The organism is Campylobacter sp. CFSAN093226 (assembly GCF_012897595.1).
Taxonomy (GTDB): Bacteria; Campylobacterota; Campylobacteria; order Campylobacterales; family Campylobacteraceae; genus Campylobacter_D; species Campylobacter_D jejuni.
Window position 1 is genome coordinate 879447 of record NZ_CP040608.1, and the last position, 13553, is coordinate 892999.

The window sequence follows — 13553 nt, forward strand, 5'->3', positions numbered from 1 at the left end:
TTATACTTATAAAATTGTTACCAAGCAAGATGGCGCAGCGGACGGGGCTCGAACCCGCGACCTCCGCCGTGACAGGGCGGCATTCTAACCAGCTGAACTACCGCTGCATCCAAAGTAAAGAAGTAGAGATTATAAAACCTATTTATGATTTTATAAAATGGTGGTCACTATAAGACTCGAACTTATGACATCCACCTTGTAAGGGTGGCGCTCTACCAACTGAGCTAAGCGACCTATGATTGGCGACCCCTAGAGGATTTGAACCTCTGTTTCCACACAGAGAGAGTGTTGTCCTGGGCCACTAGACGAAAGGGTCATAACCCTAACAATAAAAATGGTGTCCCGTGTTGGATTCGAACCAACGGCCCCCTCCTTAAAAGGGAGATGCTCTACCGGCTGAGCTAACGAGACAATATGGCGCAGCGGACGGGGCTCGAACCCGCGACCTCCGCCGTGACAGGGCGGCATTCTAACCAGCTGAACTACCGCTGCATCCAAAGTAAAGAAGTAAAGATTATAAAACCTATTTATGATTTTATAAAATGGTGGTCACTATAAGACTCGAACTTATGACATCCACCTTGTAAGGGTGGCGCTCTACCAACTGAGCTAAGCGACCTTTATAATGGTGTCCCGTGTTGGATTCGAACCAACGGCCCCCTCCTTAAAAGGGAGATGCTCTACCGGCTGAGCTAACGAGACATTTTCTGAAATAAAAATGTGATTATGCCAAAATTAGCTCTATTTGTCAAGCTTTTTTAAATCATTTTTGGCATTTTCTCTCCAAATAACGAGAAAATATACTTATAGGTAAAGTCAAAACAAGATATGTAATAGCCAAAATTACATAAGCTTCAAGAGTAGCAAAAGTATAAGAATTTATCTCTTGCGCACTTTGGGTTAATTCATTTACAGCAATAACGCTTAATAAGGAACTATCTTTAATTAAATTTGCAAATTGTCCACTCAGCGGTGCTAAAATATTTTTTAAAGCTTGGGGAAAAATTACATACGCAAAAACCTGCATCTCTTTTAACCCTAAAGCCCTAGCGCTCTCAAGCTGAGATATAGAAATACTTAAAATTCCAGCTCTAAATATTTCAGCTAAGTAAGCAGCAGAAAAACATGATAAAATAATAACTCCAGCCACATATCGATTATCAAGTCCTAAATTATTTGCAATGATATAATATATCAATAATACCTGCACTAGTAAAGGGGTTCCTCTGACAAGCTCTATGTAAAATGTAGATAAAAATCTTAAAAAAACAATCGAACTTAAAGAAAAAGCACAAAAAACTCCACCCAAAATTATACTCAACAATAAAGAAAAAAAACTGATTATTAAAGTATTTAAAAAACCTTGAAGAAATTTTTCTTTATAGGTTGCAATTGCGCTAAAATCAAAATGATAAGCACTTATACTAAAACTACAATAACAAAACAATATTAAAAATAAAATCAAAAGAATTAAATTAGTGATTATTTTTGACTTTGATAGAGGTTTTAAAGGTTTAAAATTCTTATTTTTTTGAGTAAACAAAGACAATAAAAATCTCCAAAATTACAATTTATTCATTTCTTAAAGTATCTAAAATATTAATTTGAGTTGCTTTTTTTGCAGGATAAAAAGATGATAAAGCTATGATTATTAAAGCACCCACAATGGTTAAAGAAAAATCCATTAAAGACAAATCAAGTGGTAATTTACTGGTTCCATAAACATCAACAGGTAAAGTTACAATATCAAAATTTCCCAAAAGCCATAAAGCAAAAAATGCAAGTACCACACCCACTATCATACCACCACCACCAATAAGCATACCTAAGGCAAAAAAACTCTTTTTTACCTCATTTTTGCTTGCACCTAGAGCAAGTAAAAGTGCTATTTCACTGCGACGATTCATTACTATCATCAATAAAGAACTTACTATATTTAAACTTGCAACCAAAATAATAAGCATCAACACTATAAAAAGCGCTCTTTTTTCAAGTTCTAAGGCTGAAAAAAAATTTTTATTTTGCTCCCACCAACCCACCACAGCATAATCATCTTTTAAATAAGATTTAATTTTTTCAACATCCTTAAAAGCATTATCGCTATATACATGAATTCCATCATAATTTGGATTTTTAGGTATTCCAAGTACTTTTTTCAATGCATCAACATCTGTGTACATATAAGCTTTATCATAAAATGCAAGCCCTGAAGTAAAACGCGCTTTAACATCAAAACGTTTAGTTTGCGGTACTAAAGAAAATCCACTAGGATTAAGATTTGAAAAAATAAGTGAAAGTTTGTCATTTTTATGCAAACCAAATTCATCAGTAAGTGCTGATCCTACAAGTATATCAAAACCACTTAAATTCTCATCCTTTAAAGCTTTAGCAACCACTTCGTTTATTTTTTTTTCATCATTAAAATTAACGCCAAAAAGCACACCACCTTCAAAACGATTATCTCCCTTTACAACAACTTGAGTGCTTAAATAAGGGCTAAATAACAAATTTGGAAATGTTTTTCTTAACTCATCTATAAATTCATCATTTACAGGAGCGTAGAATTTAGGCAAAATAGTAATAGGATAATTCATCACAAAAAAGCGTTTTTCAAATTCTTTATCAAAACCATTCATAATTGCCATAGCTACAAGCAAAACGCAAAGTCCTACACAAACTCCTAAAAAGGCCAAAAGCATAGAAAGATTGATAAAGGGTTGCTCTTTATCAAATCTTAAATACTTAAAAAGTAAATATTTTAAAACGCTTTTATTCAAGCTAAAATTCCTTGCTTAGGACCACTTTTTCCATGGCATTCTTTAAATTTTTTTCCACTTCCGCAAGGACAAGGAGCATTGCGTGGAACTTTTTTAAATTCAGCTTCGCCAAGATTATCTTCGCTTGCGCCCATTTCTACTGAGCTTTGAAGTAGCTTTTCATTTTCTTCATTGGCTTTATTTTCTAAATTTTGCGCCTCTTCTTGATTAAATTGCACGCTAAAAAGTAGTTTAATACTATCAAATTTAATACGATTGACCAACTCCAAGAAAAGATTATAACTTTCTTTCTTATATTCCACAAGAGGATCTTTTTGATTGTATCCACGAAGTCCTATTCCTGTTTTTAAAATATCCATTTGATACAAATGCTCTCTCCAAGCATTATCCAAAACTTGCAAATATAAAATACGCTCTATATTACGCAATTCTTTAATCTCAAGTCTTAACATCTTTTCATTATAAGAATTTTCAAGAATTTGACTTAGCTTGTCTTGCATTTCAATGACGCTTAAATTCTCAAAATCTTTTTCACTAATCTGAGTTGAACATTCATACAAAATTTTTGCTTTCAAATTTTCAAAATTTACATTAGAACCGCTTTCGTCAAGCATATAATCATTCATTACATTTGCGCTATATTCAGCGATATTTTGAGAAATTTTAGCTCTAATATCATAGTTTTCATCTAAAAGCTCATTACGATAACGATAAATAGTTTTTCTTTGTTCATTTGCTACATCATCGTATTCTAACAAATGCTTTCTGCTTTCAAAATGCAAGCTTTCAACTTTTTTTTGCGCATTTTCAACCGCTCTTGTAACGATTCTTGATTCTATGCTTTCGCCCTCTTCTATGCCCAAGCGATCCATAATACTTTTAATACGATCCCCACCAAAAATTCTTAAAAGATTATCTTCTAAACTTAGATAAAAACGACTTATTCCAGGATCACCCTGCCTTCCTGCACGACCACGAAGTTGATTATCAATACGGCGGCTTTCATGTCTTTCTGTACCGATGATATAAAGCCCACCCAAAGCCCTAATCTCATCATCGATTTTTATATCCACACCACGACCTGCCATATTTGTAGCGATAGTTACAGCACCTTTTTTACCTGCATCTTGGATAATCAAAGCTTCTTGCTCGTGATTTTTAGCATTTAAAACATGATGAGGGATTTTCTCTTTTACAAGCATATTGTGAAAAACTTCACTGCGCTCTATACTTGCGGTTCCTACAAGTACAGGCTGACCTTTAGCATTGGCTTTTTTAATCTCTTCAATTACAGCTTTGAATTTTTCATTTTGAGTTTTATAGATAAGATCATCTTTATCTTGTCTTTTAATAGGAATATTTGTCGGTATAGAAATAACATCTAAACTATAAATTTGAGAAAATTCAGTCGCTTCTGTTTGTGCAGTTCCTGTCATACCTGCAAGTTTATTGTACATTCTAAAATAATTTTGAAAAGTAATATCTGCTAGAGTTTGGCTTTCTTCTTGAATTTTTACATTTTCTTTAGCTTCTAAAGCTTGATGCAATCCTTCGCTAAAACGACGTCCTTCGCTTAAACGCCCTGTAAATTCATCAACAATGATAACTTCATTATTTCTTAAAACATAATGCACATCTTTTTCAAAAAGATTATGTGCTTTTAAGGCTTGATCAAGCTGATGAGCTAAGATAGCATTATCAAGACTGTATAAATTTTCTACGCCAAAAAGTTTTTCAGCCTTAGCAATACCTGCTTCTGTAATTAAAATATTACGATTTTTCTCATCTACTACAAAATCACCCTCAGGTTTTGCAGGGGGTAAAACTGCTTCACCTTTTTGCATTTGTTTAGCTACTTCATTGGCTTTAATATAACCATCTAAAGTACGATTTGTAGGACCACTGATGATAAGCGGAGTTCTTGCCTCATCAATTAAAATACTATCTACTTCATCTACGATAACAAAATTATGCTCTCTTTGAACTTTTTCAGCTTTTGAAAATTTCATATTATCACGCAAATAATCAAAACCAAACTCATTATTGGTTCCATAAGTAATATCACAATCATAAGCTTGCTTGTGTTCTATATCACTATTTTGAGAAGAAAGCACCACGCCAACACTAAAACCTAAAAAATTATAAATCGCACTCATTTGCTCAGCATCTCTTTTGGCTAGATAATCATTTACTGTAACGACATGTACGCCTTTGCCACTCATGGCATTTAAAACAACAGGTAAGGTCGCTACAAGAGTTTTACCTTCTCCTGTTTTCATTTCTGCGATTTTTCCATCGTGCAAAACCATACCACCGATTAACTGCACATCAAAATGACGCATATTTAAAGTTCTCTTACCTGTCTCTCTGACTATAGCAAAAACATCATTTAAAACATCATTTTCGTTTTTTTCTCCGCTTAAAATTTGCTCTTTAAATTTTGCAAATTCAGCTTTTAATTCATCATCGCTTAAATTTTGATAGTTGCCTTCTAAAGCATTGATTTGTGCTACACGCTTGAAATATTTCTTAACTTCACGATCATTTTTTGTGCCAAACACGGCTTTTAAAGCATTTAAAAACATTTCTAAACCTTTATAAATTTTTCAAGCTATCATTATAACGATTATTTAATTAAAATTAGCTAGAATGACATAAAAAATATATTTTTTTAAGGAAAATAAATGAAAAAAACATTCTTGATATTTTTTATTTTTATAGGACAACTTTTTGCCCTTGATCTTAATTTTAATACCTTTTCAAGCAATTTTACCCAAATAGTGAAATCCAAAAACTCTACACTTTCTTATTCTGGGCATTTTATACTGAGTAAAGATCAAGCATATTGGAGTTATGATACTCCTAGTAAAAAAGAGATTTATATCAACAAAAATCAAGTAACCATAGTAGAGCACGATCTAGAACAAGTCATTTTCTCTCATCTTGATAACATTCCAAATCTTAATGAAATTTTCAAAAAAGCAAGTCTTATAGACAAAGATAAACTTGTAGCAAAATATGATAATATAAATTATACAATTAAACTCAATCAAGAGCAAATTCAAAGCATATCCTATAAAGATGAATTTGAAAATGATGTTATAATCAATCTAAACAATCAAATTAAAAATCCAAAAATTAATTCCGATGTTTTTAAGGCAAAAATTCCGCAAAATTATGATATAGTTCGCTAATTTTGCGTTGAATTCTCATCAAGCTTTATATCATAGCCTGTTTGTGGCAAATGATAAGGCTTGCTTGCGTTATTTTCTTTGAATATTTGTGGAGGATTGGCGATTAAATCTCTTTTAATTTTTTCTTCTATATCTGGAGTCATTTTAGGTGTATTTAAATTATCTATATTGATTTCTCCATTGTCATTTTTATTTTCTTCATCTGGATCTTTGAAAAGCTGTTCAACTTGCTTGACTTCTAAATTTGGAACACTAGGAGTTGGGATCTTTTCAACACTAGGAACTTGAGTTTTAGGAACTTCTAAGTTTTCAAGTGCTTTTTTTACCTCGCTACCCATACCCTTCTCTTTAGCCTCAGTACTTTCTAAAAAGCGTTTAAACTCCTCTAAATCAAATTTTTCCACTCCACTTAAAGATATGATATATATATCATCTAGTTTAATCTTATATTTCTTATCTAAAAATTTTTCTAAAGTTTTTTTAAAATTATTTTTTCCAATTTCTGTAAAAATATCTTCATAAAAAAACCCTGAAATTACTGTATTTACAGCATCAATTAACTTATTTTCATTTTCTTTTAAATTATTCCCATCAAATTCCAAAGAAATTTCAACTTTTTTAAGAACATTTGCTCCACTTTTAGAATACAAATCTGTTCTTATTTTATCTATTTCAAGATTTTGAGCATTTAAACTCAAAACCAAAAAAACACTTAAAAATATTTTTTTCATTTAATGCCTTTAAATGATTTGTTCTTGTATTTCGAGATCTAAAAAATTATGTTTTTTATAAAATTCAATCACATTAGAATCTATTTTTAAAATATTAGCAAAATAAAATCCAAAATTTATCTTTTTTGTAGAATAAATTTTTAAAGTATTTGGGTTTGTAGCGCGAGAAAGAGCGACATAAAGCTGTCCATTTTCAAAAATATGATCAATATCACACACTAATTTTTCAATACTCATACCTTGTGATTTGTGTATAGTAATAGCATAAGCTAATTTAATAGGAAACTGTGTAACACTTGCGAGAATATTAACAACAAAATCTTTACCTGATTGCTCAAGTTCTTCCATGAAAAAAGTATAAGGTTCAAGTAAAATTTTCATCCCATTATTTTTAATAATGCTAATATAAATTTTCTCCTCTTCATAAAGAATATCTTCTATAATGCCTTGCTCTCCATTATAATAATTCTTATCCCAATTATTTACGCAAAAAATAATACGAGCGCCTATTTTAATATTTAATTCTTCCAATATATTTAAGCTTCTAATCCAAGAATCAAGCTCTTCATCTTTTATTCTCTTATCTTCTTTTTTAACCTGAGCCTTAAAGCATACAAGCGGGGTCTCAAGTTTGCTTAATTTTTCTTGATTGATATTGTTTACTTTTTTATTGATACCACAAAGTAAAGTATAATCATTTTCTAAATTTTCTAATTCTTTATAATCAATTCGCAAAGATTCAAAAAAGCTTAAAATTTTTTCATCTAAAAAACCTTGTCTAATCAAAGATAAATGGTTATAAAATTCCATATTTTGCGTTCTTTTAGGTTGAGAAAGTTTAATATTCTTAAAATTTAAATCTTGCCAAAAAAATGAAGAAAAAGCATAATAAGAATGGTTAAATAAAGTTTCTTTTTTTTCTTTAATTACTGGAGGCAGTTGAAAAAAATCTCCAACAACTAAAATTTTTCCATTAAATTGAGAATTTTTAAGTCTAAAGCCTATCATTTCAAAAACATTTGCACTAACCATGGAAATTTCATCGATAATAATAAGCTCAATCGTTTTTAAAAGCTCTTTAAGTTTTGTTAATTTTTCTTTTTGTTTTTGATTGCGATCCAATACACTTAATTTCATCATATCATCACAATACCCTAAACAAAAAAAGCTGTGTAAAGTAACACCGCCTATATTAAACGCCGATAGAGCACTAGAACCAAGAGCTATGGCTAATTTTTTTTGTTTTCTATAAGATTTGATAAGCTCATTTGTCAAAAAGCTTTTACCAACTCCAGCACCACCACTTAAAAAAACATTATCATAAGCTAAAATTTTTTCTAGTTTATCAAACATTATATTTCCTTGGCTTTAATTATAACTATTTTTTCTAAAAGGTTGATTATGAAATCTTGTTTATATTTTACTTTTATAGTGCTATTTTTAACAGCTTGTTCAACAAAAAATTTAACTTCACTTCATCGTGAAAATTTAGAACAAAAAAATGAAAATCAACATTATGTAAAACTTGAATACGAACAAAATGTAAACATTTTGCCACAATTTGCTTACGATATTAATTTTGATGCAAAACGATATAAAAAATATTTCTTTAACCCTTGGCATGATTCATTTAAAAATTACAAAGGACAAAATATTTTTTGGTCCTTTCCTTTATATTTAAATTCAAAAAATACTTATTATTTTTTCAATAAACAAATTATTCCACTTTCATGGTTTAAAAACGCTATAAATAACGCAAATATCCAAGAATTCGGTAAACTTAATCAAAAAGCTTTAATTATCCAAAATACAATCATTAAAAATCTTCCAACCCAAAGAGCTATCTTAAAAAATCCTTTTTTTGAAAATGAAGGAATTCCTTTTGACTATGCAAGCGATGGCATTTTAAATACTGGAGCCCCTGTCTTAATTTCACATTTTAGTAAAGATAAGCGTTATGCTTTTGTTTTAGGTGAAGCTGGATTTGGATTTGTTGAAAGTAAAAATTTGGAATTTTTCTCAAACGATAGAGCGAAAATCTATGAAAATCTCAACTTTATCACACCACTAAAAGAAAAATTTGCTATCTATAGCGAGGATGGTAAATTTTTATTTGAAAGTAGAATTGGTGCTATCTATCCTTACTACAAAGAAGATAAAAACTATTTTTATGGAAAAATAGGTTCTAAAAAATATAAAATTTCTAAAAAAGATGTATCTAAATTTCCTTTACAATTCAATGATAAAAATTTAAAAAATCAACTTTCACAAGTTTTAAATTTGCCTTATGGCTGGGGCGGTTATAATTTTGAAAGAGATTGTTCTTTACTAACTCGTGATATCTTTTCAGCTTTTGGACTTTATCTACCAAGAAATTCAGCTGCACAAAAAAATTCTTTTAATCATTTTGATATAAGCACTCTTAGTAATTCTCAAAAAAAAGATTTTTTAAACCGCTTTGGGAAAGCTTATCTTAGTTTACTTTATTTACCTGGACATATTATGCTTTATGCAGGGCAAATTACAGATAATAATATTGCCATACATAATATATGGGGCTTAAGAAAAGATGCAACCCAAAGACTTCTCATAAGTTCTAGCGTCATCACTTCTTTAGAAATAGGAAAAAATGAAATTTTAGAAGATAATTTGCTTTTATCAAGACTTAAAGAAATAAGTTTTATAAATTTAAACGAACAAGAAAAAGAGCAAATAAAAAGCTATCTTGAAAATATACAAAACAAATAAGATTTATTGATTTAATCAATAAATCTTTTAGTTAAATCTGTAAAATATTCTATGCGTCTATCTCGCAAAAAAGGCCACCAACGACGCACATTTTCACTTCTTTTTTTATCTATTTCTATGATTTTTACACATTCGTTTTGAGAATCTAAAAGACAAAGTTCTTCACCTTGAGGGCCAAAAACAAAAGAATTTCCCCAAAATCTAATGCCCTCTTCTACCCCGCTTACATCTTTTTCAAAACCTACTCTATTGATAGCTACTACATATAAACCATTAGCTATAGCATGTCCTTTTTGTACGCCAAGCCAAGCATTGAGCTGTCTTTGTTTTTCTTCATCTTTATCCTTATCAAACCAACCAATTGCCGTGGGATAAATAAGAATCTCAGCTCCTTTTAAAGCCATAATTCTTGCTGCTTCAGGATACCACTGATCCCAACAAATAAGCACTCCAAGCTTACCTAAACTTGTATTTATAGGTTCAAAACCCAAATCTCCAGGAGTAAAATAAAATTTTTCATAAAAACAAGGATCATCGGGTATGTGCATTTTGCGATATTTGCCTGCTATAGAACCATCTTTTTCAAAAACCACTGCAGTATTATGATAAAGTCCGGCACTTCGTTTTTCAAACAATGAAGCAATAAGCACTATTTGATTTTTTCTAGCTATATTTGCCCAAAATTTCACATCTTTTTCATAATCATTAGCATAGTCAAAAAAATCCACATTTTCACTTTGACAAAAATACTCACTTTGATGAAGTTCTCCTAAGCAAACAAGCTCAGCTCCTTGTTTAGAGGCTTCTTCTATAAATTCGCAAGTTTTTTTTATAGTTTGTTCTTTATTTAAATGAAATTTTTGTTGTATTAAAGCGATTTTCATTGTCTTTGCCTTTCTTGTTCTGCATCATCATAAGGATCTAAATGAATTTGTATATCCCATTTTTCATTTTCAAACATCTTACGCACACCTTCTTCTATTTCATCTGAAATTTTATGCGCATTTAAAAGCGAAATTATAGGGCAAAAAACCAAATGCACGCTTAAATAATTACAACTTGGAGTTTTACGCGTCTTTAATTCATGATAGGAAATTATTTCAGGATTATTAGAAATCAAAGTACAAATTTTATCCACTTGTTCCTTAGGTAAAGCCTCATCCATTAAAAAAGCTAAAGCTTTTTTAATGATTTTAAAAGCAGAAAATGCCGTATAAAGACTGATCACTATCCCAAAAATAGCATCAATAATATGTAAATTTGTAAAATAAATCAAAACCAAAGCCCCTAAAGTACAAGCATTGGTTAAGCAATCTGTTTTGTAATGCAAAGCATCACTTTCTATAATCAAACTTTTGGTTTTTTTAGCTACATAATTTAAAAAAAGTACAAGAAAAAAAGTCATAATTAAAGCAAAAATCATCACATAGATGCTTGAATTTAAATCTTTAATTTCTTCTTTATAATAAATCTTTAAAATACTCTCATAAAAAATAAAAATCCCCACGCCAACTATAAAAACACCTTCTAACAAACCCATTAAAGCTTCAATTTTAGAAAAACCAAAATTATAATTTTCATTCGCCTTTTGTGAGCTTTTTTTAAGAGCCAAAAAATTAAAAGCAGAAATAGCAAAATCCATTAAAGAATCAATCGCACTTGAAAGTACTGCAACAGAACCACTTGTTAAGCCTACTATAAATTTAACCAAGGCTAAAACAATAGCACATAAACTTGCTACAAGAGTTGCTTTTTTTTGCAAACTCATCTTAAACCTTTGAAACGATTTTGACAAGAACAATGCAAAGAACCGTTTTGTCGTAAAAACACTCTTGCATCTACTCCTATAATTTTATGATTAGGTAAAGCTTTAGAAAGTCTTTTAGCTATGATTTCATCATTTTTATCCTTGTAAAAAGGCACAATTAAAGCATTATTTATAAAAACAAAATTCGCATAAGTCGCTCCTAATCTTCTTTCTTCATAGTATAAAGGCTTAGGTATAGGAAGTTCTAATAAATCAAAGCCTGTTTTTTTAAGCTCTTCTTTCATTTTTTGCAAAGGCAAATAATGCTCATCCTCTTCATCTTCACAAATACAATGCGCTATGGTATTTTTATCTATAAATCTTGCTAAGGTATCGATATGATGATCCGTATCATCACCTTTTATGAAACCATTTTCTAGCCAAATAATTTGCTTTAAACCAAAAATTTCTTTTAATTTTGTATCAATTTGAGTTTTGTTTAGATGAGAATTTCTATTTTCATTTAAAAGACAATGAGAGCTTGTAAGCATCACACCCTCTCCATTAAAGTCAATACTTCCTCCTTCTAAAATAAAATCAACCTTTTTAAGCTCCTCTTTAAATTTTTCTTTAAAAAGCTTAGAATTTACAGCATTATCAAGCTCGCTTTGAAATTTATTTCCCCAAGCATTAAAAGTAAAATCAAGAGCTTTTAAACGACCATTTTCTACTATATCTATAGCTCCAAAATCGCGTATCCAAGTATCATTGGTATCACATTTAAAAAACTCTACATTTTTTATATCTTTAAAATTTTCAAAATCACTCTGTTTAGGAGCTATAAGTAAAACTTTTTGAAATTCACTTACCACTTTTACAAATTCTTTATAACTTTGCAAAATTTCCTCTAAGTAGGGATTCCAATCGCTTTTTTCATGGGGTAAAGAAAGCATGAGGTATTCTTGCTCACTCCATTCAGGAATTGATTTTATCATTTAACTACCTTTTTTGATAATAAAATTATAATTGTATCATTTTTTAGACTTTTGTCAAATTTAAGAAGATTGCCTCGATATTTCGAGGCTTTAGGGCATTATTTAAAAAAGATTTTCATTTCATCATTGCTTAAAACAAGTTTTCCATTTTCATTTGAAATTTTAAAAGTTCCTTTGAAATTTGAAAGGAAAGAATTTTCAAAATCCATTACATCCATTGGGTGACAAAGCATTTGAGTTGAAGCTACGCGATCACCTTCGATTTGTAAAGTATCCGCCTTAGTTTGATAAGAACCAAAAAAACGATTGCATCCTGAATAACCATAAAATTTATTATTTTCAAAACTGATATTTGGACTTTCCTCTGCGTTTTTTGGATCAAAAGTTTTGCCATTTACTATAATTTTTTCTATTTTGAAAAGCTGATTTTGCACAAGTTCATTATTACCTTTAGAAGTAGATGAAGTAAGAGAAGTACTAGCACAACCCGCAAAAAAAGTTGCAGCTAAAGCAATTTGAAGCATTTTTTTCATTTTATTCCTTTAAATTTGAAATTGGTTAAGTTCGCTTTCAAGATTATGACACACTATTTTTAACTCATCTGCAACTTGAAGCAGAATTTTAGAAATTTCTTCATTCTTTTCACTTACTTCAACATTTTCTTGCATACGAGAAAGTAAATTTTGTATATTCTCTTGTGAAATTTTTATTTTTTCAGTACATTGAGTTACCAAAGCCCTAGCATCTTCGTTGCATAATTTAACCTCATTAGCATCATCAACCAATAAAGCGGTGTCATCATTTAAAGCTTGTACACTTTGAGCATTTTTCTTTAATTCTGCGCTAACCTCATTAATACTTTGCAAAAGCTCTTTTGTAATTTGAGCTACATTTCCCAAAAATTCTTCACTGTTCTGAGCCAACTGCCTAACATCCTCAGCAATTACAGAAAAACCTCGTCCAAATGCACCAGCCCTAGCTGCTTCTATGCCAGCATTTAGGGATAGTAAATTGGTTTTATCTGCGATCTCATCCATCATTTGAGTTGCTTTTTGTATATTACCTGCTTGATTGACCATGTTTTCAACTTTTTTAGCCAATTCATTTTCATTTTGAGATACTGTTGATACTTTATTAGCAACATTAAACAAAGATTTAAGCATTTGTTCTAATAATAAAAAGGATTTTTCATTGGCACTATTTGCTTTATTTGACAAACTAGCAAGTTCTCCAAGTTCATTGCCAACATTTGCACCAAGTTTAAAACTTTGATCTATTTGCTTATGACTTTGTGAACTGATATCACTTAAAGAAATAGCATTTGAATTTAAAAGATTGCTTTGTTTTTCTACATTTTTTGA

General features: G+C 30.3%; 12 protein-coding genes and 7 tRNA genes. 2 read left to right on the forward strand and 17 right to left on the reverse strand.

Features of this window, described 5'->3' with window-relative positions:
* Positions 1-30: 30 nt before the first annotated feature.
* The 10 genes from FBF02_RS04575 to secA form a co-directional block, all read right to left on the reverse strand.
* Positions 31-107: transfer RNA gene (locus FBF02_RS04575), tRNA-Asp, on the reverse strand.
* Between the two features lie 51 nt (positions 108-158).
* A tRNA-Val gene (locus FBF02_RS04580) sits at positions 159-234 on the reverse strand.
* 6 nt (positions 235-240) lie between these two features.
* A tRNA-Arg gene (locus FBF02_RS04585) sits at positions 241-316 on the reverse strand.
* Between the two features lie 19 nt (positions 317-335).
* Positions 336-411 (reverse strand) — tRNA-Lys (locus FBF02_RS04590).
* Positions 412-415: 4 nt separating this feature from the next.
* Positions 416-492, reverse strand: a tRNA-Asp gene (locus tag FBF02_RS04595).
* A 51-nt stretch (positions 493-543) separates the two neighbouring features.
* Positions 544-619 (reverse strand) — tRNA-Val (locus FBF02_RS04600).
* Positions 620-626: 7 nt separating this feature from the next.
* A tRNA-Lys gene (locus tag FBF02_RS04605) sits at positions 627-702 on the reverse strand.
* A gap of 61 nt (positions 703-763) precedes the next feature.
* Positions 764-1549, reverse strand: a complete 786-nt coding sequence (locus FBF02_RS04610) for an amino acid ABC transporter permease (RefSeq protein ID WP_002853310.1) — start codon at positions 1547-1549, stop codon at positions 764-766.
* Positions 1550-1571: 22 nt separating this feature from the next.
* Complete coding sequence (locus tag FBF02_RS04615; RefSeq protein ID WP_002853329.1) at positions 1572-2777, reverse strand: ABC transporter permease; 1206 nt, start codon at positions 2775-2777, stop codon at positions 1572-1574.
* Complete coding sequence (secA, locus tag FBF02_RS04620; protein ID WP_002858134.1) at positions 2774-5362, reverse strand: preprotein translocase subunit SecA; 2589 nt, start codon at positions 5360-5362, stop codon at positions 2774-2776. Before secA ends, FBF02_RS04615 begins: the two co-directional genes overlap by 4 nt.
* 99 nt (positions 5363-5461) lie before the next feature.
* On the opposite strand from secA, the gene lolA reads away from it, so the two are divergent.
* Positions 5462-5971: a LolA-like outer membrane lipoprotein chaperone gene (gene lolA / locus FBF02_RS04625; RefSeq protein ID WP_002853302.1), complete on the forward strand. Its 510-nt coding sequence runs from the start codon at positions 5462-5464 to the stop codon at positions 5969-5971.
* On the opposite strand, the gene FBF02_RS04630 is transcribed toward lolA, so the two are convergent.
* A complete protein-coding gene (locus tag FBF02_RS04630; protein ID WP_002853278.1) occupies positions 5968-6702 on the reverse strand; it encodes a hypothetical protein in 735 nt (244 codons plus the stop codon). The genes lolA and FBF02_RS04630 overlap by 4 nt on opposite strands.
* A gap of 9 nt (positions 6703-6711) precedes the next feature.
* A complete protein-coding gene (gene pif1 / locus FBF02_RS04635) occupies positions 6712-8055 on the reverse strand; it encodes an ATP-dependent DNA helicase Pif1 (RefSeq protein WP_021034219.1) in 1344 nt (447 codons plus the stop codon).
* Positions 8056-8103: 48 nt separating this feature from the next.
* On the opposite strand from pif1, the gene FBF02_RS04640 reads away from it, so the two are divergent.
* Positions 8104-9450 carry an SH3 domain-containing C40 family peptidase gene (locus FBF02_RS04640; protein WP_002853331.1) on the forward strand — a complete coding sequence of 449 codons (1347 nt, stop codon included), beginning with the start codon at positions 8104-8106 and terminating at the stop codon, positions 9448-9450.
* Positions 9451-9461: 11 nt separating this feature from the next.
* On the opposite strand, the gene FBF02_RS04645 is transcribed toward FBF02_RS04640, so the two are convergent.
* The 5 genes from FBF02_RS04645 to FBF02_RS09210 all read right to left on the reverse strand — a co-directional run bounded on the left by FBF02_RS04645 (position 9462) and on the right by FBF02_RS09210 (position 13409).
* Positions 9462-10334, reverse strand: a complete 873-nt coding sequence (locus FBF02_RS04645; RefSeq protein ID WP_002853261.1) for an N-carbamoylputrescine amidohydrolase — start codon at positions 10332-10334, stop codon at positions 9462-9464.
* Positions 10331-11218 (reverse strand): cation diffusion facilitator family transporter, encoded by an 888-nt coding sequence (locus tag FBF02_RS04650; RefSeq protein ID WP_002853697.1) that lies wholly within the window; start codon positions 11216-11218, stop codon positions 10331-10333. Before FBF02_RS04650 ends, FBF02_RS04645 begins: the two co-directional genes overlap by 4 nt.
* Positions 11215-12192 carry an agamatine deiminase gene (locus tag FBF02_RS04655; RefSeq protein WP_002855829.1) on the reverse strand — a complete coding sequence of 326 codons (978 nt, stop codon included), beginning with the start codon at positions 12190-12192 and terminating at the stop codon, positions 11215-11217. The genes FBF02_RS04650 and FBF02_RS04655 overlap by 4 nt, the downstream gene beginning before the upstream one ends.
* Before the next feature lie 98 nt (positions 12193-12290).
* Positions 12291-12725 carry an META domain-containing protein gene (locus FBF02_RS04660; protein ID WP_002853321.1) on the reverse strand — a complete coding sequence of 145 codons (435 nt, stop codon included), beginning with the start codon at positions 12723-12725 and terminating at the stop codon, positions 12291-12293.
* A gap of 9 nt (positions 12726-12734) precedes the next feature.
* The gene (locus FBF02_RS09210) at positions 12735-13409 is read right to left on the reverse strand and encodes a methyl-accepting chemotaxis protein (RefSeq protein ID WP_002853269.1); all 675 of its coding nucleotides are present in this window, start codon (positions 13407-13409) and stop codon (positions 12735-12737) included.
* Positions 13410-13553: the final 144 nt, after the last annotated feature.